Here is a 24,651-nt window from a genome sequence, read left to right on the forward strand (position 1 = left end):
GACTACCGCCCACGATCCCTAGCGTGGACCCAGTGCCTTCGACACCACTTCTTTCGGCCGAGACAAACGGTCCCCCAACCAGCCCGGCGATCACGCCGCGTCAGGTAATCACACGCGCGATCGCTTCCGAAGGTCGCGGAGCCAAGCTGGCGGCCGCGTCCGTCGGCTTCACCGGCCACCAGGTCGCGGAAGCGTTGGTGCCGGTGGTGATCGGTGCGGTCATCGACCGTGCTGTGGCGACCAACGATGCCGCCGCACTCGGAAAGTGGATCCTCGTTCTCGGAATTCTCTTCACCGGCTTGTTGCTCAGTTGGCGCTTCGCGGCGCGCATCTCCGATTCCGTCACCGAGCACGGAGCACATCGCTTGCGGATGGACATCGCGCGCCGAGGCCTCGATCCGCACGGCATGTCGCCGCGGCGTATGCCGGGCGAGGTCTACTCGATTGCAACATCCGACGCGGGTTCGGTGGCCGGATTCACGCACACGCTGAGCACCAAACTTGCGGCCGCCTGCGGAGTGCTGACCGCCGCGATTTCGCTACTGGTGATCTCGGTGCCACTTGGCCTGCTCGTCATCCTCGGCACTCCCCCGGTGCTGGCTCTCATGCAGGTGGTCAGTCGGCCGCTCGAACGCCGAGCCGAAACCGATCAGTGGCAGGGCGCCAAGGCCGGCGCGCTAGCCGCAGATCTACTCTCCGGACTCCGAATCCTCTCCGGAATCGGCGCCGGAGATGCTGCAGCGCAGCGGTATCGGGCAGCCAGCCGGACTTCGTTGGAAGCAACCCTTCGCGCACAGAGATACCAAGCGATGTACTCCGCCGCCAACGTTGCGATCGCCGGCGCTTTCCTCGCCGTCATCGCGTACGTGGGCGGACGGATGGCAGCGTCCGGGAGCATCTCGGTCGGTGAATTCGTTGCCGTGGTTGGTCTGGCACAGTTCCTTCGCGGTCCGTTGATCGACATCATCTACTTCGGCGCCGGCCTGGCACGGGCACGCGCCTCGGCCAACCGCGTCGCAGCACTTCTCGGGACCGGCGAGGCTGTCACTCCCGCGGGTGAACCTGTGTCCCTGAATCACTCCGAGTTCCTGACGCTGCACGACGTCGTGTTGGCCGGAGCGTCACCAGTCGATCTCGACGTCAAACGCGGCGAGATCATCGGCATCGTCACCGAGAATGCCGCCTGGGCGGATGCGTTGGTCGACGCACTGGCGCGTCGAATCGAGCCTTCGAGCGGAACAATTCATCTCGGCGACAACGCCATTCACGAGCTGCACATCGACGAACTTCGCACTCACGTTCTGGCAGCACCGCACGACGCGGCACTGTTCATCGGCACAGTCGGCGACAACATCGACGCCCTCGCACCGATCGGCAGCCGCAACGACGAGGCCATCGCCGCTGCTGCGGCAGATCAAGTGATCTCGGCACTGCCGCTCGGCCTCGCAACCCGAGTCACCGAGCAAGGGAATTCTTTGTCCGGCGGTCAACGTCAGCGCATCGCGTTGGCGAGGGCACTGGCGAGCGAAGCTCCCGTCCTGGTCCTGCACGATCCCACCACTGCCGTCGACTCCGTCACCGAAGCGCGCATTGCTCGCGGGATCGCCGAGGTACGCGGGGCGCACGCCACAATACTTCTGACCAGCAGCCCCGTGCTGCTCGATATCTGCGATCGGGTGATCGAGCTGTGAACGAACTACTCCCCACCGCAACACCGAAACAAGCGCGGCGCGCGGCACTTCGGTTGATGGGACCCCACCGGATTTCCGCGATCGCAGCAGTCGTCACCCTGACCGCCGCGACCGCGATCGGTCTGCTCACACCGCTGGTCCTCGGCGCCATGGTCGACGCCGTGACCGACGCAGACGGCGACGCTGTCTCTCGCATCGGCACACTGACTCTCGCGTTGGTCGGTATCGCGGTTGCCTCATCCCTTCTCGTCGGAGTGAGCAACTACCTGCTCGCCGGCGTCGGCGAGCGCGTTGTCGCCGACCTTCGCGAAGAAGTTGTCGTCCGGGTTCTCGACCTTCCGCAGAGCGACGTCGAACGGGCCGGGCGCGGAGATCTCGTCTCCCGCATCACCGGCGACGTGCGGTTGGTGACCCGGGCCGTATCCGAAGCACTTCCGGTTTTTGCCACCGCGGCACTGACCATCGTGTTGACCCTGATCGGATTGGGTAGCCTCGATTGGAGATTCGCCGTCGCCGCGGTGATCGCGGCACCCATCCAGATCCAGGCGCTGCGCTGGTACCTCTCGAGGTCGGCACCGGTCTACCGCGAGGAGCGGGAGGCAGAAGGTGCACGTGCGCAACAGCTCCTGGACTCGCTGAGCAACTCCGACACCGTCGGATCGCTTCGCCTGGCGCAGCCGCATCTCGAACAGATCGAATCCCGATCGATGACGGCCGTCCGGCTGAGCTTGTTGACCACGCGTCTACGCACCAGGTTCTTCGGCCGGCTCAACATCGCGGAGTTCATCGGCCTGTCCGCTGTGCTGATCACCGGCTTCTGGCTGGTGAAGGACGGTCAGATCAGCATCGGTGCCGCCACCGCCGCAGCCCTGTTCTTCCACCGCCTCTTCGATCCGGTGGGCGCGGTTCTCAGCGTGTTCGACGAATTGCAGGAAGGCACAATCGCGTTGGCTCGCCTGGTCGGAGTCACGCTTGCGCCCGTGCCATCCGCACCGACCGATCCGCAGGAACCTGTCGACAGCTCAGCTTCTTTGGAACGCGTCACATTCTCGTACCGAAGCGGCGACGCTCCTGTTCTGCGAGACATCGACATCACCATTCCGGCAGGAACCGTCACCGCACTGGTGGGCGCTACCGGAGCCGGAAAATCTACAGTCGCAAAGCTGATCGCGGGAACCTACGAACCGACCGAAGGCGTCGTGAAGATCGGGACGGTGCCCCGGAACGAACTGCCACCGTCGACATCTCGGAGCGCGGTGGCCCTCGTGACTCAGGAGGTCCACGTCTTCGCCGGCACGTTGGCCGAGGATCTGCGGCTGGCCGACCCGTCGGCAACCGACAACGACATCACCGCGGCGCTCGATACCGTAGGCGCGTCGGATTGGCTGCGGGCTCTCCCGGACGGACTCGAAACCGTGGTCGGAGACGGTGGACACCGGCTGACCGCAACACAGGCCCAACAACTTGCGTTGGCAAGAATCGAACTACTGGATCCGCCGCTGCTGATTCTCGACGAGGCGACCGCCGAAGCGGGCAGCGCCGGAGCCAGGGTCCTCGACGATGCCGCTCTCGCTCTGACCCGGGGTCGCACTGCTGTCACAGTGGCACACCGACTCTCACAGGCCGTCGACGCCGATCAGATCCTGGTGATGGACCACGGCCGCGTCGTCGAGCACGGCTCTCACGACGAGTTGGTCAACCTCGGGGGTCGGTACGCGGAGCTGTGGGAAGCGTGGTCCGCTCCGCGGAGTTGACCGCGACGGTTGCACCGAGCACTTCCGCCCGGTGCAACCCAACTCATGCGTGCAGAAGGTACGGCACCGATTCGGGCGCCACACTCCGCTTGTTCATCATGCTGCCGGGTGTGCGGCCGGTGACCCGGCGGAACACCGCGACAAAGGCACTCGGAGTTTCGTATCCGACCCGCCTACTGACAACCGAAACCGGCACTCCAGCAGCTAAATACGTCAATGCTGCGCGGACACGTACCTGAATTCGCCACTGCGCAAAAGTCATTCCAGTGCCCTGCGCGAACACACGCGTCAGCGTACGGACGCTACCGCCAGCCGTCAGCGCCCATTCGGACAGCGACCGCTGGTCTGCCGGATTGGCGACCAACGCTTCGGCGACGAACAACGCTCGCGGATCGGTCGGCATCGGAACCTCCACCGCAGCAACTTCGAGCGGCTGCAACATGTCGAAGGCCACCCGCTCGGCGCGACTGCGCGCCTCGTCGGGCATGTTCCGCCGATGCATGTGCAGGAGTACCTCACGCAGGAGAGCGCTGACACCGAACAAGCCCGGAACACCCGACGGCGCCTCGTGAGCCTCGGGCCGGAAGTAGGTGCAGAAGAACTCCGTACCCGGACCGGCCTTCACGGCATGCAACGCCCCGGCAGGCAGCCACAGTCCGGCCGAAGGCGGCACCTCCCAAGTGATGCCGTCAGCGACAACCGTGAGCATTCCACCGGAGTTTCCCCAGATCAGCTCATGTTCAGGATGACGATGCGGGGCCCACTGCCGCTGATGAGAGAGCTTCAGAGTCACCGTTGTCATCGAGTAGGGGTGATCGATGGAACGCGGCCCCACGGGCACCGAAATTCTCTCTGCCACAGCTGTCATGAAGACGAGTATAGGACTTTCGTTAGGCATACCTAAATAGGAACCCGAAAATCGTTGACTGTGACCCCAGAGTTACACATACCAGGGTCCCCGATATCGTGACTGCAACTCCCGGCTACGGGTCGGCAACGAGAGGTACATGATGGTTGACGCATCACGAATCCCGGTCATCGTCGGCGTCGGCGATCTGCGCTGGAATCCTGCCGACGGGCACCGCGAACCCCTCGATCTGATTCACGACGCCACCGTCGCCGCGTTGAACGACAGTGGCCACGCTGAACTGGGAACACAGATCGATTCCGTGTTCGCGATCAAGACAGTCAGCTGGTCGTACGACGATCTCCCCGGGCTGCTTGCCTCACGATTAGGCGCGACCCCCACGGTCACCTCTACCTCGCCGATCGGTGGCCACTGGCCCGCGGCGCTCCTCGATCGGATCGGCGCGGCCATCGCTCGCGGTGAATCCTCGGCTGCTCTGCTCGTGGGCGGCGAATCGCACGCCAGCAGCACCGCGCTGCGAAAGTCCGGAGTCGCCCCCGACTCGATCGGGTGGACAGCCGCGCCCGGTGGGCCTCCCGGATTCGATCCGACCGACCTGGGAAGCCCCGAAATGCAGCGCGCCGGTTTCATCGTGCCGACTCGTGTCTACCCGCTCTTCGAGAACTGTTTCAGTGCTGCCGAGGGCCATGACGCCCGTGAATCGCTCGACTGGTCCGCGCGGATGTACGCCGCGTTCTCGGAACTGGCTTCGAAGAATCCCGCCTCCTGGACGTCGGAGATCCGATCGGCAGACGAGATCGGCACCGTCGGCCCCGGCAATCGGATGGTCGCCGAGCCGTACCCGCTGATGCTCAACGCCATGCCTTTCGTCAATCAGGCTGCGGCCGTTGTCGTCTGCTCGTTGTCGACGGCCCGCGAGTTCGGGATCGATGAAAACAAGCTGGTGTACCTCTGGGGCGGCGCAGGTGCGAGTGATCCGTTGGACATACTCAGCCGCAACAGCTTCGACAGCTCGGCCGCGATGCATGACGCCGTACATCGCACACTCGACGGTGCCGGAGTCGGCGCCGACGCACTCGACATCGTCGATGCCTACAGCTGCTTCCCGATCGTGCCCAAGCTGTTGATCCGCGAACTCGGACTTCCCGATACCGCGATCCCAAGCGTCACCGGAGGACACTCGTTCTTCGGTGGACCGCTCAACAGCTACACCCTGCATTCCGTCGCTGAAGTCACCAGGCGAATTCGCGACGGCGCGAACCTTGCCCTCGTCCACGGCAACGGTGGATTCCTCACCTACCAGCACTGCGTACTGCTGTCGTCCGCCGCTCACGCTGGCGGGTACGTCGGTGATCCCGACGCACGCGCGCTAACTGCGGAGGTTCCGGAACTGATCACTGATTACACGGGCACGGCGGAAATAGTTACGGCCTCTGTCGAATACGGCCGCACCGGGGAGCCTGAGATCGGGTTCGTGATCGCGGCAACGCCGGACGGCGGCCGCGTCGCCGGTCACACCGGTCCCGAGAATGCCGCCGAACTGACCCAGCTTCGCGGTGACAACCCTCCGTCGATCGGGCGAACTGTTCACATCAGCGACGAGAACGGGCGACTCACGCTCACGTTCTGACAGTAGCGTTCTGACAGTAGACAGCCGTCAGCACCGGGGCATGGTTGTGCCCCGGTGCTCACGTCTTCAGTTGTCGCGATTCACGCCGCGGTGGGTGGGCTGTTCCCGCCGATCGGCTGCTGATACGGATCAACAGACATCGGCGGATAGAACACCGATTTGCGATCCGGCCCGATCTCCACCCGCCATTCGGTGTGGTGCATCGTCCGATGATGATGACCGCACAACAAGATCAGATTGTCGAGATCCGTTGGGCCACCATCGTTCCAGTGAACAAGATGATGGGCATCGCACCACCCCGACGGTGTCCCGCATCCCGGAAACGCACACCCACCATCACGAACCGCCAACGCCCGCCGCTGGGGTAGCGTCGCGGTCCTTGCTTCTTTGCCGCAGTCGAGCGGAACACCGTTCTCGTCCAACAAAATCCGGGTGACCGTGCAGTCGCACGCCAGCATCCGGGCAGTATCGATACTGATCGGACCTACCCAATCCGCCCACGCGAAACCCAGTTCCTGAGTCGACGGCAGTAGATCCTTCAATGCTTTGAGGTCGGTCATGTCTTTTGCACTGGCGGTGACTGTGATGTGCGGTTTCACTCCGCCTTCGATCGGACCCAGCCCCGCCCGCTCGTACCGCCGCAACAACTCGCAGAACCCATCCGCCCGTCGTAATGCAGGCGTGCGGGCGTCCTTGACGCCGTCTTTCTCCGGCGTCGGCGCCGACAGGCTCGACAACAACGTGATCAACCGGGCCCCGTTCACAGCATCCAAATCACCCTTCACGGTCACCCGCCCGTACAAGCCTTTCGAGGCGTAGAACTCGTTACGCTCCGAATCCTCACCCACCGGAACGCCGTCCTCGCGTTTGCCGTACTGCTTCTCGATCCGCCGGATCGCCGCCCGCACCGCATCACAATCAGCGATGTTCTTCGACGCCAGGCCAAGCAGGATCCCGCGGGCCTTGTCCACATCCGCCAGGGTCATGTTCTTCGGCGGATGCTGACAAAACGACGCCACCTGACGGGCTTTCAACGCATCCACGTCACCGCGATGAAACGCATCGCCCACCACGGGTTCGAGCATCAACAACCGCGCCAACCCGACCAGCAGACTGCACTCACCGATCTCCAGATTCGTCGAACCATGCAACCACTGAGCGATCGCCCGAAAACCCTTCCCACCGAGAACGTCCCGGGAAAACATCTCCACGATCAGCAACACCATCCGCGACTGCAACTCGTGTCGGGCGCGCACCAGACCCAGAACCTCACCCTTGAGGTCCTCGCCATCCAGCTGCCACGCATCCCGACTGTCCATGCTCAAAGTTTAATCGAACATACTTTCGATAACCAGAGACAAACCGGACAACTTCGGGAACATGAAGACCTGAGACCTGTTGCAGTACATCACCATTCAGCTAGCCGTCAAAGACGACGCGATAGAGGACGTATCCCGCGAAACACACAATCGCAACAACGCACAGCACAAGCAGGATGTCGAAAAAGACGGGCCGGGTTGGGTTTCGAGCCTGGTCGATGAGAGGCGTCGAAGACGAGGCGGGCGTGCCACACGGCAGCGCACGGCACTACTTCGCAAACCAGCGTGGACTGATAGTCGAGGTGGTGCGACACCTTCTGGACGGTGATCTTCCTCGCCCGGGCGAGACGCCGAAGCAACAGGTGGCCCGGTGGCTGGGGCCTGAATCCGGCCGCACTCGGGCGCGTTACGAACTGATCATCGCGTCATTCCACGATCCCGACCTCGCAGTGGAACTGGTGCGTGGTCGGGATCGGTTTGTCGACATCCTGGTCGAACGCGGCATGACCTCGTCCGATGCAACGGAGTTGGTCGCAGCACTGGACGGGCTCGTTCTGGACGCACTGCTGCGCAGGCATGCTCCGGAAACCCTGGATCCCGAGCGAATCTTCAAGAGGTTCGCAGCGAAGTTCCCCTAGCCGTCCAGCTCGGCGAAGAGCTCCATCCACTGCTCTTCGGCGGCTTCCTTGTCGGCGATGACCTGCTTGAGTTCTGCGCCGAGTTTCTGCAGCTTGTCCGGGTCGGTGGCCGCGTCGGCGAGGGAAGCGTGCAGCTTCTTCTCTCGGTCGTCGAACTTCGCAATTGACCGCTCGAGCTTCGAAAGTTCCTTGCGTGCAGCGCGATCCGCGGCGCCGTCGCGGACCTGCTTGCTCTTCGACGCACCACTCGCCGTCGAAGCCACCGACGGGTTGTCGCCATCCCCCATTGCTGCGCGCCGACGCAGGTAGTCCTCGATACCGCCGGGCAGGTTGGTGAGCTTGCGGTCACCGAAGAGCGCCCAAGTGGTGTCACAGATGCGCTCGATCAGGTACCGGTCGTGCGAGATGACCACCATGGTGCCCGCCCAGCCGTCGAGCAGATCTTCGAGTTGCTGAAGCGTGTCGATGTCGAGATCGTTGGTCGGCTCGTCGAGAAGCAGGACGTTGGGCTCGGCCATGAGGACACGCGTCAACTGCAGACGTCGGCGCTCACCACCGGAGAGATCACCGACTGGGGTGCGCTGACGCGCCGGCGTGAAGCCCAACCGCTCAGCCAGCTGACCCGCCGATACTTCCTTGTCTCCCAGCGTGATTCGCTCGGCTACATCCTTGACCGCGTCGAGTACGCGCATGTCGGTCGGTAGATCGTCGAGTTCCTGCTTGAGCCAACCGATGTGGACGGTCTGCCCCTGAATGCGCTTTCCGGCGGCAGGCTCGAGTTCGCCGGCCAGAGTCCGCAGCAGAGTCGTCTTGCCCGAGCCGTTGACACCGACCAGGCCGACACGCTCACCTGGAGCGAGACGCCAGGTCAGATCCTCGACGAGTACACGGCCGTCCGGAGTCTCCAGACGCGCGTCTTCGAGTTCGATGACAACCTTGCCGAGTCGACGCTGGGCGAAGGACGCAAGTGCCACCGCGTCACGAGGTGCCGGAACGTCGGCGATCAGGGCCTCCGCGGCCTCGATGCGGTACTTCGGCTTGGACGTACGGGCCGGCGCACCGCGGCGCAGCCATGCGAGTTCCTTGCGTGCAAGGTTGCGTCGACGCTCTTCGGAAGCGTCAGCCTGACGCGAACGCTCGGCGCGAGCGAACACCCAGTCGTTGTAGCCACCCTCGTAGCTTTCGACGCCGCCGCCGACAACCTCCCAGGTGCGGGTGGCGACGGTGTCGAGGAACCAGCGATCGTGGGTCACGACGACAAGCGCGCTGCGACGCGAGACGAGGTGCTCGGCCAACCACTGAACACCTTCGACGTCGAGGTGGTTGGTGGGCTCGTCGAGCACCAGCAGGTCGAGGTCCTGAACCAGGGCCGCAGCGAGAGCCACGCGGCGACGCTCACCGCCGGACAGGCCGTCGACCTTGGCGTCCAATGCGGACCGCTCGCCACCGGCGCCCAGGTTGTCGATGCCGATACCCGAGAGCACCGAACGGATGCGCGCGTCGCCGGCCCATTCGTGTTGCGCCACTCCGAGCGGCCCCAGGACCACTTCACCGACAGTGGAGCCGGGAGGCAGCACACCGCGCTGCGTCACGACGGCCATACGCAATCCGCCGACGCGGCTGACGCGTCCCGAATCCGGCTGCTCCACACCCGCGAGGACTTCGAGCATGGTCGTCTTACCGCCACCGTTGAGGCCGACGACGCCGATGCGCTCGCCCTCCTCGACGCCCAGGGAGACCCCGTCGAGCAACGGCTTGACGCCGAAAGACTTCGACACGTTTTCCAGATTGATCAGATTCGCCATCAGTGCTGTCCCTTTGCCGCATTGTCGAGTATTCGTGCTCCGGGAACGGGTCCGCTCGCCACGCGAACGGTGCGGCACACCCCCGCTCCCGCAAGTTCTGCGCTCACTTCCACCGCGGACTGTGCGTCGGCGCAGAGAAAGGCGCATGTCGGTCCGGAGCCGGAGACGATGCCGGCCAAAGCTCCGGCTTCGACGCCCGCTCGAAGCGTCCGTCGTAGATCCGGGTTGAGTGAGAGTGCCGCAGCCTGCAGATCGTTGCCGAGCAGCGACGCAAGCAGATGAGCGTCACCCGTGGTCAGTGCCTGGATCAACGCATCGGCGCTCCCCAACCGTTTCGGGGAGCCCTCTGCCCGCAGCTTGTCCAGCTCGCGGAACACGACCGGTGTGCTCAAGCCACCCTTCGCCAGCGCCAACACCCAGTGAAAAGTGTGGCGGGTCAACACGGGGACAAGTTGTTCGCCGCGGCCGGTTCCGAGGGCAGTGCCACCGTGCAGCGAGAACGGAACGTCACTCCCGAGGCGTGCCGCAAAAGCGTCGAGATCAGGCCGCGAGAAGTCGAGCTTCCACAAAGCGTTGAGCGCAACCAAAGCGGCGGCTGCGTCGGCACTCCCGCCGGCCATTCCGCCTGCGACGGGGATGCCTTTCTCGATGACTATCTCGACGTTCGGGGCCACGCCACCCTCGACGGCGAGCATCTCGGCGGCACGCCACACGAGGTTGGTGCGATCGGTCGGCACGGCCGCGGCGTCGTCGCCGATCACCCGCACGGTCAAGGTGTCCGCAGGCGTCACCGTGAGGGTGTCTGCCAGCGACAAAGCCTGAAAAACCGTCGTCAGCTCGTGATAGCCGTCGTCTCGCAGGTCCCCGACGGCAAGGTGGAGATTCACCTTGGACGGGGCCCGGACGACTACGGGGCGTGGAACGACGGAGAGCACAAGGAACAACAATAGGCGCTGCGAACACCTGGGCGAAAACCTGCGACCACAGCACCCCGTCCGACAGCCAGCACACCCACGCTATTTCACCGCGCGCACACCTACGCCCAGACCGACCACCGCCACGCCCAAGGCGGCGACGATTCCTGCCAGAACGCTGCTCGACGCGAAGTCTCCGGCAAAGAGTGCCCGCTCGGCGTCTACGACGTAGCCGAGCGGATTGATGTTCACGAGGACCTTCATCCAACCTGGTGCGTCCTCGAGTGGAAGCATGGTTCCCGACAGGATCAGGAGCGGGAACATCAGCGTCTGCTGAACGACCCAGAACATCCAATCCTGCTCCCGCACAGCCAGAGCGAGAGCGTACGAGAGCGCACCGAGTCCGACGCCGAACACTCCCAGCAGGACTATCCCGAGCGCGGCTCCCGCTGCATTGACGTCCAATCCGAGCGGAAGTGCGACCAGAATGATCAGAATCGCCTGCGCGGCAAGCGGAACCATCTCCTTGCACGCTCGCCCGATCAACAAGGACGAGCGTCGGAGCGGAGTCACCAACATTCGCTCGTGCGATCCCTGCTGCATCTCCATCAGGAGGTTGGACCCGGTCATCGTCGTTCCGAAGATCGCGATCATCACCAACACACCGGGAATGAACCAATTCCATACGCCGTCACCGGTACCCGGAACCCCTTTGAGCAGAGGCCCGAACAACGCCAACAGGATCAGCGGCTGGATGAGGCTGAAGATGACGCTGACCGGGTCACGCAACATCGGTCGCAGTTCACGACCCATCACGATCGCGCTGTCTCGAACGATGTTGCCGTGCGCGCTACGTGGGGTATCGAGTGTGATTGTCATGGCGGGTTCCTGTTCGTCGTAGTTCTTCGTCGTAGTTCTAGGAAGCGACCGCGGCGGCGCTCTCGCGCAGGCTGCGGCCGGTGAGAGTGAGGAAGACGTCGTCGAGAGTCGGCCTGGTGATGTCGGCAGTAACTGCGCGGGCGCCGCGGGTATCGGCTTCACGCAGCAATACCGGGAGCGTCGAATCACCCTCGCCGGCACGGATACTCACCGAGTTTGCCTCGACCGTGACGTCACGCACAGTGACAAGTTGCTCGGCCACCGACGCTGCGATGCCGGCCGCTTCGGCACTGTCGAAGGTGAGCAGAAGATGATCCCCCGCGAGATCCGCTTTGAGTGCGGCAGCGGTGTTGTCCGCGATGACAGTGCCTTCGTCGATGACGATGACCCGCTCTGCCATCGAATCCGCTTCTTCGAGGTAGTGCGTGGTCAGCACGATCGTGGTGCCCATCTCGCGCCGCAGCCGGAGGATGTGGTCCCAGAGGTTGGCCCGACTCTGCGGGTCCATGCCCGTGGTCGGCTCGTCGAGGAACAGGAGCGGTGGGCGATGGACCAGGCCCAGAGCGATATCGAGCCGCCGTCGCTGCCCGCCGGACAGCGTACTGACCTTTCGAGTACCCAACTCGGTGAGTTCGAGATCACGCAGCAATTCGTCGGCCCGGACCTGCGAGTCGCCCTTGGGCATTCCGTAGCACAACCCCTGCGTCACCAACTCGTCGCGAACCCGCTGGTTGTGGCCGGCTCCGTTCCCCTGTCCGACGTATCCGAGGCTGGAGCGCACCTCGTTTCGTGCCGCAGCGATGTCGAATCCCGCGATCCGCGCAGTACCGGAAGTGGGCTCGAGCAAGGTGGTCAGCATGCGCAACGTCGTCGATTTTCCGGCACCGTTCGGCCCAAGCAAGGCAACCAACTCGCCCTCCGCTACGTCGAGAGTGACTCCCTTGACTGCTTCCACGAGCTTCTTGCCCTGGGCGAAGTGCTTGGTGAGCGCCTTCGTCTCGATCATCGGTCTGCCGTCGTTGATGCGACTCATGATGTGCCCCAATTTCTTCTCGACTGATCGGATGTGGACCAACCTAAATTCAATTGAGGACGCATTGGGTCCTAAATGTTTGGCAGACTTCTGGCCATGAAGGAGACATCGGCTCGCCTACTGCGGTTGCTGTCACTGCTCCAGACGCGTCGAGACTGGTCCGGTGCCGAACTCGCGGACAAACTCGCGATCACCCCGCGCACAGTCAGACGTGACGTGGACCGCCTCCGCGATCTCGGCTACCCGGTCGACGCGACAGTCGGAGTCGGTGGCGGATATCGCCTGGGAGCGGGCGCGGAGATGCCCCCGCTACAGCTCGATGACGAAGAAGTGCTCGCGGTGGCACTTTCACTGCAGTCCGGAGCGACCGGCTCTGTGGTCGGCATCGGCGAGGCCTCGATGCGCGCGCTGGCGAAGCTGCGGCAGATCATGCCGTCGAGGCTGCGACACCGTCTGGAGTCGCTGTCGATCGACGTCGTGCCACGCGAGCCCGCCGCGAGCGCAGTCGATGCGTCGGTCTTGTCCGCCATCGCGTCGGTGTGCCACAACCACGAACGCCTGCGATTCGACTACAGCACTCACGACGGCACCCAGAGCCGGCGCGAGGTGGAACCGTACCGGCTCGTACGGTCGGGTGTCCGGTGGTATCTGGTGGCATGGGATCTCGCTCGCGAAGACTGGCGATCATTTCGCGTAGACAGAATGGAACCCAAGATCCCCACCGGCCCACGATTCGTGCCGCGGGAACTACCCGCCGGTGGTGCAGCAGACTTCGTTTCCCGCGGTGTCGCTCGGGCCTATTCCTCCACGCGCGCAACAGTTCTACTGCATGCACCCATCGAGCAGATAGCACCCATGGTCAGCGAACAGTGGGGATCGGTGGAGTCCACCGACGAAGGGCGTTGCGTCATAGTGCTTTCGGGCACTTCTCTGCGATCGATCGCACACTGGCTCAGAGCTTTCGACGTCGATTTCACCGTTGTGAATCCACCTGAACTCCGCGAGGAATGCCGCACGATCGCGGCGGAGACGGCGGTCGCCACTCAGCGGTATCTCGATGCATGACAGCGTTTTTCACCCAAATACAACAAGACCCCAACTCCGAAGAGTTGGGGTCTTGTCAGTACGTCATGCGTCGGTTGCCCGACTCACATGGACGTCTTAGACGATGGTAACGCCGGTGGCCTGCGGGCCCTTGTTGCCCTGACCGATCTCGAACGCCACGCGCTGGTTCTCCTCGAGAGTGCGGAAGCCGCCACTCTGGATCTCGGAGTAGTGAACGAAGACGTCAGCACTGCCGTCTTCGGGAGCGATGAAGCCGAACCCCTTCTCGGAGTTGAACCACTTCACGATGCCCTCTGCCATGTAAATCTCCTCTAACACAGTGTCAACAGGCAGTCGCTTCGACCGCCCGGGTCACTTACTACGACCGTTCTGAGACAAATCCGTGGAGGATGTCCAAACGCTCGCAACCTAACCATTTGCGAGCGTGGAAACACAAACACAAACACTTACGACCACCACAAGTAGACCACACATCCGCCGTGTTGTCTTCCCTGAGGCCTTCATCACTGCCCAGCCCGTTGACAGGCATACCCCCTGGGGGTACCTTCGATTGCAGAGCGATACCTACACCGGGTATCCGTAAAATAAGCTTTCCACAACCGAAGGGATCTGCGATGACCACCGCCGAATACACCGTTTCCGGAATGACCTGCGGACACTGCGTCGGATCCGTCAAGGAAGAGATCGGCAACATCGCGGGAGTAACCGCGGTGGATGTCGAACTGGCGAGCGGACGCGTCGTTGTCACCAGCGATGCTCCCGTCTCCGCAGCCGACGTCGTCGCAGCAGTCGACGAAGCCGGCTACGCAGTCGTACCAAGCTGAGTCAGCCGTGCGCACCTCGACAACACTTGCCGCCTACGCCGTAGGGCTGGTCGCCGTCTTCGGCGCCGCCCTCGGCGTGGGGGCCGCAATCGGAAGCCCGATAGACATGTCCACCACCCAGCACAGCACCCACGAATCAACCACAGAATCGATGCCAGGCATGGATTCGGCAACACCTGCAGGACTCGAAGTCTCTTCCGGCGGATACACACTCACCGATGTGACCGCACCCGGTCGAGCTGGGGAGCCGGGAACCTTGACCTTCCGGATTCTCGACGACACCAACACGCCCGTCGTCGATTTCGACCTCCTGCACGAGAAGAAACTCCACCTCATTGTCGTCCGAAACGACACCAGCGAATTCCGCCACGTACATCCGTCCCTCGCTGCAGACGGCACCTGGTCGATCGACTGGGCCTGGCCCGCCGCCGGCACCTACCGAGTCTTCGCGGACTTCGATCCCACCGACGGCACCCAACTGACACTCGGCCGAAACTTCGACGTGGCAGGCGAATTCACTCCTGCGCCGCTACCTGCGAAGAGCGCGACCGCAACCGTCGACGGATACACCGTGACTCTCGACGGTGATCTGACCACTGCCGGCGGCCCGATCACGCTGAGCGTTGCTCGCGACGGAGCCCCGGTCACCGATCTCGATCCGTACCTCGGTGCCTTCGGTCACCTCGTTGCCCTGCGCACCGGCGACCTCGCCTACCTGCACGTGCACCCCGAAGGCGAGCCAGGCGACGGCGTCACAGCTCCTGGTCCGGACATTTCCTTCCACGCACAGGCACCGAGCGAAGGCACATACCGGCTGTTCCTCGACTTCCAGCACGAGGGCGTGGTTCGGACCGCCGAATTCACTGTTGATGCAGGCATTTCCACAGCTTCAGTTCCAGACAATCACGAGGGAGGGCACTGATGACGTCACCGACTGCGGTCGACAATGCTGCCAACTCGAGCAGCGTCGAACTCGCGATCACCGGGATGACCTGCGCCTCCTGCGCGTCACGAATCGAGAAGAAGCTCAACAAGATCGACGGCGTCACAGCCACCGTCAACTACGCGACGGAGAAGGCCAAGGTCACCTTCCCGGACAGGGTACCCGTCGAAGATCTGGTCACTGCCGTCGAGAACGCCGGTTATTCCGCCGCGCTCCCCAAGCCGCCCAGCGCGCCGGACACCGTCGACCCGGATGCGGAAACCCCGCAGGATCGTGATCTGCGCGAGCTCCGTACTCGCCTGATCATCTCGACTCTTCTCTCTGTGCCGGTCATCGCTATGGCGATGATTCCTGCGCTGCAGTTCGACAACTGGCAATGGCTCTCCCTCACACTGGCCGCACCGGTCATCGTGTGGGCGGCCCTCCCCTTCCACCGGGCTGCCTGGGTGAACCTGCGTCACGGCGCGGCCACGATGGACACGCTAATTTCGCTGGGCACCATCTCGGCCTTCGTCTCGTCGCTCTACGCACTGTTCTTCGGCACTGCGGGCGAAGCCGGTATGAAGCACGCCTTCCGGCTGACGGTCGACCGGATGGACGGCAGCGCCAACATCTACCTCGAAGTTGCCGCGGGCGTCATCACGTTCGTGCTGGCCGGACGCTACTTCGAGCACAAGTCCAAGCGCACGTCCGGCGCCGCACTACGCGCACTCATGGAACTCGGTGCGAAAGACGTCGCGGTATTGCGCAACGGCGTCGAAGTACGAATCCCCGCCGAAGAACTGGCAGCGGGCGACTCCTTCATCGTCCGGCCCGGCGAGAAGATCGCCACCGACGGCATCATCACCGAGGGCCGCTCAGCCGTCGACATGAGCATGTTGACCGGCGAATCCGTGCCGGAGGAAGTCGGTGTCGGGGACACTGTCGTCGGCGCCACCGTTAACGTCGGTGGAACCTTGACCGTCGAGGCCACCCGGGTCGGGAGCGACACCCAACTCGCCCAGATGGCGGCACTGGTCGAAGACGCACAGAACGGCAAGGCCGAAGTTCAGCGCCTCGCCGATCGGATCGCCGGTATCTTCGTGCCGGTCGTCATCGCGATTGCCGTTGCGACACTGGGCTACTGGCTCGGTACCGGCAACCCCATCGAGATGGCGTTCACCGCTGCGGTCGCCGTGCTGATCATCGCGTGCCCCTGTGCTCTCGGATTGGCAACGCCCACAGCTCTGTTGGTGGGCACGGGCCGCGGAGCCCAGATGGGAATCCTCATCAAGGGACCCGAGGTGCTCGAATCGACGCGCGCAGTCGACACCGTCGTGCTCGACAAGACGGGAACCGTCACCACCGGTCAGATGACATTGCTGGACACCGTGGTGGGCGAAGGAACAACCGTCGACGAGGTCCTTCGGCTGGCCGGCGCACTCGAACATCGCTCCGAGCACCCCATCGCCGCAGCGATCGCGAAGGGTGCGACCGAAGCCGTGGGCGAATTGCCTACGGTCGAGGATTTCGTGAACGTCGCCGGGCGCGGCGTGCAGGGAATGGTCGACGGTCACGCCGTCGTCGCGGGCCGAGACGCGCTGCTCGCCGACTGGTCGATGCCGTTGCCGGAAAATCTCCGCGAGGCGAAGGCTGCAGCAGAGAAGGCCGGGCGCACCGCAATCGCGGTGGGCTGGGACGGCAAGGCGCACGGCATCCTCGTGATCGCCGACGCGGTCAAGGACACGAGCGCCGAAGCAATCGCGCAGTTGAAAGCACTCGGCCTCGAACCGGTTCTGCTGACCGGTGACAACGCCACCGTTGCTCGCACTGTCGCGGATCAGGTCGGGATCAGCACCGTCTTCGCCGAGGTCATGCCTGCGGACAAGGTCGACGCCGTCAAGAAACTGCAAGCGGAAGGACGCGTCGTGGCCATGGTCGGCGACGGCGTGAACGACGCGGCAGCCCTGGCTCAGGCCGATCTCGGCCTGGCGATGGGCACGGGTACTGACGTTGCGATCGAGGCCAGCGACATCACTCTGGTGCGAGGTGACCTGCGGTCGGCAGCCGATGCAATTCGACTGTCCCGCAAGACGCTCAAGACCATCAAGGGCAACCTGTTCTGGGCATTCGCCTACAACACGGCTGCGATCCCGCTGGCTGCGGCCGGCCTGCTCAACCCGATGCTCGCCGGTGCCGCAATGGCATTCAGCAGTGTGTTCGTGGTGAGCAACAGCCTGAGGTTGCGGCGGTTCAAATAAGGGGGCAAGCCCCTGTGCGCGGTTAGGGAGTCCCTGCACTCCTTAACCGCGCACGGGGCTATTCGCCTCCAGCCAGCCGAACGAAGGCTGCTGCGTCGAGCATCTCACCACGCGTCTGTGGCTCGATGCCGGCAGCGAGGAGCCGTCGTTCGGCCTCGGCAGGCGAACCTGCCCAACCGCTGAGCGCGGCACGCAAAGTCTTGCGGCGCTGCGCGAATGCGGCGTCGATCGCCGCAAAAACCTGCTTGCGGTGCTTCTCGTCCATCGGCCACGGCGGCTCCGCATACCGGTCGATACGAACCAGACCTGATTCCACCTTCGGCACCGGCCAGAACACGTTGCGTCCGACGGCACCGGCGCGGCGAACCTCGCCGAAGAAGTTGGCCTTGACGCTGGGAACGCCGTAGATCTTGCTTCCCGGATCAGCCGCCAGGCGGTCGGCAACCTCGGCTTGCACCATCACGAGTGCGGTCCGCAGACTCGGAAGCGACGCGAACAGGTGCAACAGCACCGGCACCGCGACGTTGTACGGCAGGTTCGCGACAAGCGCGGTCGGCTCGCCGGGAATCTGCGAAGGCAGCACACGCATCGCGTCGGCTTCGACGACGGTCAGGCGATCGGCCAGTTCCGGCGCTCGCTCGGCCACCGTCTTCGGCAGGCGAGCCGCGAGGTTGGGATCGATCTCGACCGCGATGACCCGATCGACCACGTCCATCAGCGCCATCGTCAGCGAACCGAGACCAGGCCCTACCTCGAGAACGACGTCGTCACGTGTCACGCCTGCCGTGGTGACGATGCGCCTCACGGTATTGGCGTCGTGAACGAAGTTCTGCCCCAACTGTTTCGTGGGCCGGACACCGAATTCCTCGGCAAGAGCGCGCACCTCGACCGGACCGAGCAGGGCTGCCTGCCCGCGCGGAGTAGCGATGGGTTCGTTCGATTGTTCGGCGTCTGACACCAGTAGAACTTATCCCAGTCCGAGGCGACCCGAGCACGACGGCCATGCGCCCCAGCCCTGAGTGCGCTGGGTCTGTGTCGCAATCGCGATCTGTTCTTCACGGGTGGCGAGGTCGGCGCGGGGCGCATACTTCAACCCGCCCTGTCGTTCCCAGGTGTTCTGATCGAACTGCACGCCGCCGTAGAAACCGTTGCCGGTGTTGATGGCCCAGTTACCGGTGGCCTCGCACTGTGCGAGCGCATCCCACGTCGAACCGTTCTCCACGGGCGGCACCTCGGTGCCCGGCTTCGTTCCGACACGCACGACCTTCGGCTGCGCCGGTGTGGTGATCGTCTCCGCGACCTGGGTACGTCCGGCTTCGACACCGTTGACGAGATTCACGGCGAACGTCACGTCACGCACGCCGGGCACGCCCGGGTTCTCGACGATCGTGCGGCTCTGGTTCATCGTCGGATCCTCGATGCGCTGATCCGGCGGATCGAGCGGCAAGGTCTCGACCTTGCTCTCGGTGCGGTTGCGCGTCACCGTGACCTCCAGGCCCTCGGTCAGTGGAGCGTCGGCGGCGGGAACCACCGTGTCCGACTGCTCGAGCGGAGTGCCGTTGGCGGTAAGGAACTCCCCGACCGTCGGCGCCGCGATACGCACGTCTGCTGCCGCGTTTGCGCCGTCGACCAGTTTTGCGACGACCGGTGTCAGCACGTCGAGCGCGGCGCCGTCCAGCGGAAGACGCTGCGAGCGCGAAGCCGACACGTGCACATCCGCCGCGACGTCCAACTGCTTCAACGCGTCGTCGACGGTCAAGGCTGTGGTCCAGAGCTTCTGCGGCTGACCGTCGACCGTCAGCGTGATCTCACGGGCACGACGGAGCACCACGGTGTCGCCGTCGGACAGCGAAGCGTCGGCCGCGGGAGCAACTGCATCCTTGTCACCGATCGGGTAACCCGCGTCCTCGAGAGCGCCGTCGACGTTGGTCGACATGGTGCTCAGGCGAATCTGCTCACCGTCGACATCGAGAGTGATGGTCTTGTGCCGGACGACGGCCAGAACACCACCCACGAGAACCGTCAGGAGAAGAGCGGCGATCGCCGAGTACAACAACGGCGACCTGGTCGAGTTGATTTTGGCGAACGGTGACATCGGTTCCTGTGTTCTGTGAGGTGTGAGCGCGTCAGCGCAGGCCCAATTTGCTGGTGCAGGACGGCCAAGCACCCCAGCCCTGACCGGCGCGGACCTTCTCGCCGATCGCGATCTGCTGTTCACGTGATGCGAGGTCGGCGCGAGCTGCGTACTGACCGCCGCCGAATGCTTCCCAGGTGCTCTGGGTGAACTGAAGTCCTCCGTAGAAACCGTTGCCGGTGTTGATGGCCCAGTTTCCGGTCGCCTCGCACTGAGCAATGGCATCCCACGTCGACGCGTTGGACACAGCGGGAGCGGAAGCCTGCTTGGTACCGACCTTCACCACTGCTGCGACCGGTTCCTTGATCACGGTCGCGGACAGTTCGGTTCGTCCGGCCTCGACGCCGTTGACGGTCTTGACCTCGACGGTCGCCGTGCGCTCACCCGGAACACCCGGGTTCTCGACGACGGTCTTGTCCTTCTCCAGCTCGGGATCCTCGACCTTGTTCTCCGGCGGCGCGATCGGCTGCGTCTCGACGCGAGTGTCCGTGCGGTCGCGAGTGACCTGGATGGTCAGGCCGTTGGTAACGGGTGTCTCGGCGGTGGGAACCACCGAGTCGGCCTGCTCGAGCGGCGTATTCTTGGCCGCGAGAAGATCGCCGACGGTCACGGCGGCGAGCTTGACCTCCGCCGCGGGAGCGCCACCGTCGCTGACGCTGACGGTCTTCGGGCTGACGACGTCGAGCTCGGTCCGTTCGAGCGGCAGACGATGCGAGCGCGAAGCCGAGACTGCGAAGTCGTCGGAAACATCTACCTGCTTCAATGCCTCGTCGACCGTCAATGCGGTGGTCCAGATGGTGGTCGGCTGACCGTCGACGGTCAGAGCCAACTCACGGGCACGGCGTAGTACGACGGTATCGCCATCGGACAGGGAGGAATCGGCACTGGGTGCGAGCGCGTCCTTGGGATCGACCGGGTATCCGGCGTCCTCGAGAGCGGTACCGACGCTGCTCGACATCGTGGACAGCGAAATCATGTCGCCGTCGACGTCGAGGGTGATCGTCTTGTGCCGAACCACGGCGAGCGCACCCCCGACGATGAGCGTCAGAAGCAACGCACCCACCACTGAATAGAGAAGTGGTGACTTCGTGGAGTTGATCTTGGCAAAAGGCGACACAGGAAATCCCAAGGCAGACGACGTTCGATCACAATACGGTAACGACCGAGCGTTGTATCGGCAACCAAATCACAACGAAATGCGACTTTTGTCACGGAACGGCAACGGCGTGTCGTGTGTTCTACACTTTCCGGCTCCGATACCCGTGTATCGATTCAGCTCTGGGCGCAGTATGTTCTCGTCTGGTTCAAAGCAGTCCGGCGATCCCGGGCGCGACAGAAGAAAGCTGGGCGATAGTGCGAAGAAGATTCGACAGACCACGTAATGCCAGGTGGCCGATCCTGGCCATCCTGCTGGCGCTGATCGCAGCGCTGTTCGCCCCCGGAATCGCGAGCGCGCAACCCGGCCGCACCTACACGATCGCCACCGATCTGACATTCGCCCCGTTCGAATTCGAGAACGAAGACGGCAAACTCGTCGGCATCGACATCGACCTGCTCAATGCGATCGCCGAGGACCAAGGCTTCAAGGTCGACATCAAGCAGCTCGGCTTCGACGCGGCCCTTCAGGCCGTGCAGGCCGGGCAGGCGGACGGCGTCATCGCGGGCATGTCCATCACCGACGCCCGCAAGCAGGTGTTCGACTTCTCCGACCCGTACTTCGAGTCGGGCGTGCAGATGGCGGTCCTCGAGACCGACAACGACGTGAAGTCGTACGAGGATCTGAGGGGCAAGCGCGTCGCCGTCAAGAACGGCACCGAGGGCGCCAGCTTCGCCGAGTCCATCAAGGACCAATACGGCTTCACCACAGTCTATTTCGCCGACTCCGCCAGCATGTACGACGAGGTCCGCACCGGGAACTCCGTCGCAGTCTTCGACGACTACCCCGTCCTCGCCTACGGCATCACACAGGGCAACGGCCTCAAGACGGTCACCGAAAAAGAGGTGGGCGCGAGCTACGGCTTCGCAGTCAACAAGGGCCAGAACGCCGAACTGCTCCAGATGTTCAACGCCGGACTGCAGAACCTGCGCGACGACGGCCAGTACGACGAAATCGTCTCGACCTACCTCGGTCAGGGCGCGTCGACGTCGGACAACTCCATCATCGGCTTGATCAAGAGCACCTACCCGCAGCTTCTCAAGGGCCTGTGGTTGACGATCGTTCTCTCCGTCGTCTCGATCGCGATCGCTCTGGTCCTAGGCGCGATCTTCGGTCTCTGCCGCGTGTCCACCAACATGTTCGTCCGAGGTATAGGCACAACCTACGTCGACATCTTCCGCGGCACACCGCTGTTGGTGCAGGCATTCTTCATCTACTTCGGCATCCCGGCAGCCCTGCATTTCCAGATGTCCGCCTTCACCGCAGGCATCATCACGCTCTCGCTCAACGCCGGCGCGTACATGGCTGAAATCGTCCGCGGCGGCATCCTGTCCGTCGACAAGGGACAGATGGAGGCGTCACGAAGCCTGGGCATCAGCTACATGAAGTCGATGCGAAAAGTCATCATGCCGCAGGCAATTCGCACGATGATCCCGTCGTACATCAACCAGTTCGTGATCACCCTCAAGGACACGTCGATCCTGTCGGTCATCGGACTCGCCGAGCTCACTCAGACAGGGCGCATCATCATCGCGCGCAACTTCCAGTCGTTCAACATGTGGCTGATCATCGGCGTCATGTACTTCATCATCATCATGGCGCTCACCAAGCTGTCGAACCGCCTCGAGAAGAGGATCAACAAGTGACCGAAACAGCCGTCAACATGGGCAAGTCCGCCACCGAGGTCAAGATTTCGGTCAAGGGACTGAAGAAGTCGTTCGGCGACAACGAGGTCCTCAAGGGCCTGGACGTCGACATCAAGAGCGGTGAAGTGGTCTGCGTCATCGGGCCTTCCGGTTCCGGCAAGTCGACCTTCCTGCGTTGCCTCAACCGCCTCGAAGACATCACCGCCGGATCCGTGCGCGTCGACCAGTTCGACCTCACGAACAAGGATGTCGACATCGACAAGGTGCGCCAGCACATCGGGATGGTGTTCCAGCACTTCAACCTGTTCCCCCACATGAGCGTCGTCGAAAACGTGATGCTCGCTCCGGTGCAGACCGGGCGATCGACCAAGGAGCAGGCTCGCGAGATCGCCGTCAAACTGCTCGGCCAGGTCGGCCTCGCGGAGAAGGCAGATGCCAAGCCCGCCAGCCTGTCCGGTGGGCAGAAGCAGCGCGTTGCCATCGCCCGCGCACTCGCGATGAGTCCGGACATCATGCTCTTCGACGAGGCCACCAGCGCCCTCGACCCCGAAATGGTGGGTGAGGTTCTGCAGGTGCTGCGCGACCTCGCCAAGCAGGGCATGACCATGGTCGTCGTGACCCACGAGATGGGCTTCGCCCGTGAGGTTTCCGACCGAGTCATCTTCATGGCCGACGGATACATCGTCGAAGAAGGTAAGCCGGAGAGTCTGTTCGGCAACCCCCAGCAGCAGCGCACCCAGGACTTCCTGGCGAAGGTTCTCTAGGGGCAAGCCCCCTGTGCGCCTTTTTGGTAGTGGGGACTACCGGAAAGGCGCACGGGTGGTGGCCAATTCGACGACAACGGCCGTCTCCATCCAGCCACGACGACCGGCAACCAGCGACGACATGCCGCGAAAAGACCGTGGGACCTTCTCGACTCGAACGTGATCGGTGCTCCCAGGTACCAATACCCAGTGCCTGGGTTCTTGTTCGACAAACTCGCCGCGCTCGAGTCGGATCGAGAGAACGATCCCGGCCGTAGGTTCCACGTCGTCGGGATAGATTCCTCCATGAACCGTCCCGTCGAACCACAGCGACTCACGTGTGGGGTGCAAAGCCCACGCAGATTTTTCGCCGACCACCGGCAACGGTGCACAGCACTCGAATTCCCACGTTTCGATGCGGACTGTGACCACGTTGTAGTCATTCATCTGAATACTCCGCGCAGTAGACGAACCGGGACACGACCGTCCCGGGCGCGGAGTTACCTGTCAGACCACCATAGCGTCAGAGCTTGTAGACGCGCTCCGCTGTCGCCGTGGACGCTGCTGCCAGCGCCTGCGGATCCTCACCGCGGATGTCTGCGAGCGCGCGCACTGTGTACGGCAGGCAGTACGACTCGTTGGGCGCACCGCGGAACGGGTGCGGCGTCAAGAACGGCGCATCCGTCTCGACGATCAGTTGATCCGACGGCACCAACAGCGCGGCCTCACGCAGCGCCTTCGCATTCTTGAAACTCACGGTTCCCGAGAAACTCAACACGTAGCCCGCGTCGATGCACGCACGGGCCATCTCCGAATCCGAGGAGAAGCAATGGAACACCACGGTCTCCGGCGCGCCTTCCTCGTGCAGCACCCGCAGCAGGTCCTCATCGGCTTCGCGATTGTGAATCATCAGCGTCTTGCCGAGACGCTTCGCGAGGTCGATGTGCCACCGGAAACCGTCGACCTGCTCCTCGATGGTGGCGCACCCTTCGAGCTTGCCTGGCCAGTAGAGATCCAGCCCGGTCTCCCCCACCGCGACGACCCGCGGATCGGACGCCAACCGTTCTATCTCGGCTCTGGTGTCGACATCGAGGACGTTCGCCCTGGTCGGATGGATTGCGACGGCTGCGTAAACCCTCGAATCCCAGTTCGCAGCGTCGACGGCAAAGCGTGCGGCATCAAGGTCGTCGGCCACCGTGACGACCCGTCCGACGCCGACGGCTTCGGCCCGATCGACAATTTCGGCCACGGTCGCAGCGTCGTGCGCACCACAGGCGTCGAGGTGCGTATGTGCGTCGATCAGAGGCGACAAGGGCTCAGGGGCATCGGGGGCGGGACGGTCTTTGCTCACGCCCGATAGAGTAAGCCC

22 protein-coding genes are annotated in these 24,651 nt (G+C 63.6%); 10 read left to right on the forward strand and 12 right to left on the reverse strand.

Features of this window, described 5'->3' with window-relative positions:
• The first annotated feature begins 32 nt into the window (after window positions 1–32).
• Window positions 33–1,691 (forward strand): ABC transporter ATP-binding protein, encoded by a 1,659-nt coding sequence (locus tag ACBG85_RS20695; protein ID WP_372024626.1) that lies wholly within the window; start codon window positions 33–35, stop codon window positions 1,689–1,691.
• A complete protein-coding gene (locus ACBG85_RS20700; protein WP_064687527.1) occupies window positions 1,688–3,445 on the forward strand; it encodes an ABC transporter ATP-binding protein in 1,758 nt (585 codons plus the stop codon). Before ACBG85_RS20695 ends, ACBG85_RS20700 begins: the two co-directional genes overlap by 4 nt.
• 43 nt (window positions 3,446–3,488) lie before the next feature.
• On the opposite strand, the gene ACBG85_RS20705 is transcribed toward ACBG85_RS20700, so the two are convergent.
• Window positions 3,489–4,313: an AraC family transcriptional regulator gene (locus ACBG85_RS20705; RefSeq protein WP_063316779.1), complete on the reverse strand. Its 825-nt coding sequence runs from the start codon at window positions 4,311–4,313 to the stop codon at window positions 3,489–3,491.
• Window positions 4,314–4,452: 139 nt separating this feature from the next.
• Between ACBG85_RS20705 and ACBG85_RS20710 the strand changes: the two genes are divergently transcribed.
• A complete protein-coding gene (locus ACBG85_RS20710; protein WP_217017653.1) occupies window positions 4,453–5,943 on the forward strand; it encodes an acetyl-CoA acetyltransferase in 1,491 nt (496 codons plus the stop codon).
• Window positions 5,944–6,023: 80 nt separating this feature from the next.
• Here ACBG85_RS20710 and ACBG85_RS20715 read toward each other — a convergent pair whose 3' ends face one another.
• Complete coding sequence (locus tag ACBG85_RS20715) at window positions 6,024–7,262, reverse strand: DUF222 domain-containing protein (protein ID WP_341513686.1); 1,239 nt, start codon at window positions 7,260–7,262, stop codon at window positions 6,024–6,026.
• A gap of 218 nt (window positions 7,263–7,480) precedes the next feature.
• Here ACBG85_RS20715 and ACBG85_RS20720 point away from each other — a divergent pair, with 218 nt between their 5' ends.
• Window positions 7,481–7,900: a TetR/AcrR family transcriptional regulator gene (locus tag ACBG85_RS20720; protein WP_081558219.1), complete on the forward strand. Its 420-nt coding sequence runs from the start codon at window positions 7,481–7,483 to the stop codon at window positions 7,898–7,900.
• Here the strand turns inward: ACBG85_RS20720 and ACBG85_RS20725 are convergent.
• The 4 genes from ACBG85_RS20725 to ACBG85_RS20740 form a co-directional block, all read right to left on the reverse strand.
• On the reverse strand, window positions 7,897–9,705 hold the full coding sequence (locus ACBG85_RS20725) for an ABC-F family ATP-binding cassette domain-containing protein (RefSeq protein WP_003946255.1): 1,809 nt from the start codon (window positions 9,703–9,705) through the stop codon (window positions 7,897–7,899). The two genes, ACBG85_RS20720 and ACBG85_RS20725, sit on opposite strands and share 4 nt — an antisense overlap.
• Window positions 9,705–10,640: a 4-(cytidine 5'-diphospho)-2-C-methyl-D-erythritol kinase gene (locus tag ACBG85_RS20730; protein ID WP_372024632.1), complete on the reverse strand. Its 936-nt coding sequence runs from the start codon at window positions 10,638–10,640 to the stop codon at window positions 9,705–9,707. The genes ACBG85_RS20725 and ACBG85_RS20730 overlap by 1 nt, the downstream gene beginning before the upstream one ends.
• An 81-nt stretch (window positions 10,641–10,721) precedes the next feature.
• Window positions 10,722–11,498 carry an ABC transporter permease gene (locus ACBG85_RS20735; RefSeq protein WP_007729012.1) on the reverse strand — a complete coding sequence of 259 codons (777 nt, stop codon included), beginning with the start codon at window positions 11,496–11,498 and terminating at the stop codon, window positions 10,722–10,724.
• 37 nt (window positions 11,499–11,535) lie between these two features.
• Window positions 11,536–12,531: an ATP-binding cassette domain-containing protein gene (locus ACBG85_RS20740; protein ID WP_081558221.1), complete on the reverse strand. Its 996-nt coding sequence runs from the start codon at window positions 12,529–12,531 to the stop codon at window positions 11,536–11,538.
• Window positions 12,532–12,627: 96 nt separating this feature from the next.
• Between ACBG85_RS20740 and ACBG85_RS20745 the strand changes: the two genes are divergently transcribed.
• The gene (locus ACBG85_RS20745; protein WP_030536310.1) at window positions 12,628–13,596 is read left to right on the forward strand and encodes a YafY family protein; all 969 of its coding nucleotides are present in this window, start codon (window positions 12,628–12,630) and stop codon (window positions 13,594–13,596) included.
• A gap of 96 nt (window positions 13,597–13,692) precedes the next feature.
• Here the strand turns inward: ACBG85_RS20745 and ACBG85_RS20750 are convergent, their stop codons facing one another.
• A complete protein-coding gene (locus ACBG85_RS20750) occupies window positions 13,693–13,896 on the reverse strand; it encodes a cold-shock protein (RefSeq protein WP_003946232.1) in 204 nt (67 codons plus the stop codon).
• Between the two features lie 314 nt (window positions 13,897–14,210).
• Here ACBG85_RS20750 and ACBG85_RS20755 point away from each other — a divergent pair, with 314 nt between their 5' ends.
• Genes ACBG85_RS20755 through ACBG85_RS20765 form a run of 3 tightly spaced genes read left to right on the forward strand, consistent with a single transcriptional unit; the run spans window position 14,211 to window position 17,603 of the window.
• Window positions 14,211–14,420 (forward strand): heavy-metal-associated domain-containing protein, encoded by a 210-nt coding sequence (locus ACBG85_RS20755; RefSeq protein ID WP_003946267.1) that lies wholly within the window; start codon window positions 14,211–14,213, stop codon window positions 14,418–14,420.
• A 7-nt stretch (window positions 14,421–14,427) separates the two neighbouring features.
• A complete protein-coding gene (locus tag ACBG85_RS20760; RefSeq protein ID WP_054188799.1) occupies window positions 14,428–15,342 on the forward strand; it encodes a hypothetical protein in 915 nt (304 codons plus the stop codon).
• Complete coding sequence (locus ACBG85_RS20765; protein WP_372024638.1) at window positions 15,342–17,603, forward strand: heavy metal translocating P-type ATPase; 2,262 nt, start codon at window positions 15,342–15,344, stop codon at window positions 17,601–17,603. Before ACBG85_RS20760 ends, ACBG85_RS20765 begins: the two co-directional genes overlap by 1 nt.
• Before the next feature lie 58 nt (window positions 17,604–17,661).
• Here ACBG85_RS20765 and rsmA read toward each other — a convergent pair whose 3' ends face one another.
• The 3 genes from rsmA to ACBG85_RS20780 are packed head-to-tail and all read right to left on the reverse strand — an operon-like array spanning window position 17,662 to window position 20,854.
• Entirely contained in the window at window positions 17,662–18,561 is a 900-nt protein-coding gene (gene rsmA, locus ACBG85_RS20770) for a 16S rRNA (adenine(1518)-N(6)/adenine(1519)-N(6))-dimethyltransferase RsmA (protein WP_003946263.1), read from the reverse strand.
• A gap of 9 nt (window positions 18,562–18,570) precedes the next feature.
• Window positions 18,571–19,698 carry a resuscitation-promoting factor gene (locus ACBG85_RS20775; RefSeq protein WP_064074037.1) on the reverse strand — a complete coding sequence of 376 codons (1,128 nt, stop codon included), beginning with the start codon at window positions 19,696–19,698 and terminating at the stop codon, window positions 18,571–18,573.
• A gap of 31 nt (window positions 19,699–19,729) precedes the next feature.
• On the reverse strand, window positions 19,730–20,854 hold the full coding sequence (locus tag ACBG85_RS20780) for a resuscitation-promoting factor (protein WP_063316774.1): 1,125 nt from the start codon (window positions 20,852–20,854) through the stop codon (window positions 19,730–19,732).
• 236 nt (window positions 20,855–21,090) lie between these two features.
• On the opposite strand from ACBG85_RS20780, the gene ACBG85_RS20785 reads away from it, so the two are divergent.
• Together ACBG85_RS20785 and ACBG85_RS20790 are read left to right on the forward strand one after the other, a co-directional pair.
• Entirely contained in the window at window positions 21,091–22,539 is a 1,449-nt protein-coding gene (locus ACBG85_RS20785; RefSeq protein ID WP_003946214.1) for an amino acid ABC transporter substrate-binding protein/permease, read from the forward strand.
• Window positions 22,536–23,303, forward strand: coding sequence for an amino acid ABC transporter ATP-binding protein (locus ACBG85_RS20790; RefSeq protein WP_003946239.1), 768 nt, complete (start codon window positions 22,536–22,538; stop codon window positions 23,301–23,303). The genes ACBG85_RS20785 and ACBG85_RS20790 overlap by 4 nt, the downstream gene beginning before the upstream one ends.
• Window positions 23,304–23,339: 36 nt before the next feature.
• Here the strand turns inward: ACBG85_RS20790 and ACBG85_RS20795 are convergent, their stop codons facing one another.
• Both ACBG85_RS20795 and ACBG85_RS20800 read right to left on the reverse strand, forming a co-directional pair.
• Entirely contained in the window at window positions 23,340–23,729 is a 390-nt protein-coding gene (locus ACBG85_RS20795; protein ID WP_165639595.1) for a DUF6578 domain-containing protein, read from the reverse strand.
• A gap of 76 nt (window positions 23,730–23,805) precedes the next feature.
• Window positions 23,806–24,633, reverse strand: coding sequence for a TatD family hydrolase (locus tag ACBG85_RS20800; RefSeq protein WP_030536315.1), 828 nt, complete (start codon window positions 24,631–24,633; stop codon window positions 23,806–23,808).
• Between the last annotated feature and the right edge of the window lie 18 nt (window positions 24,634–24,651).

The organism is Rhodococcus sp. NyZ502 (assembly GCF_041464245.1).
GTDB lineage: Bacteria > Actinomycetota > Actinomycetes > Mycobacteriales > Mycobacteriaceae > Rhodococcus_F > Rhodococcus_F qingshengii.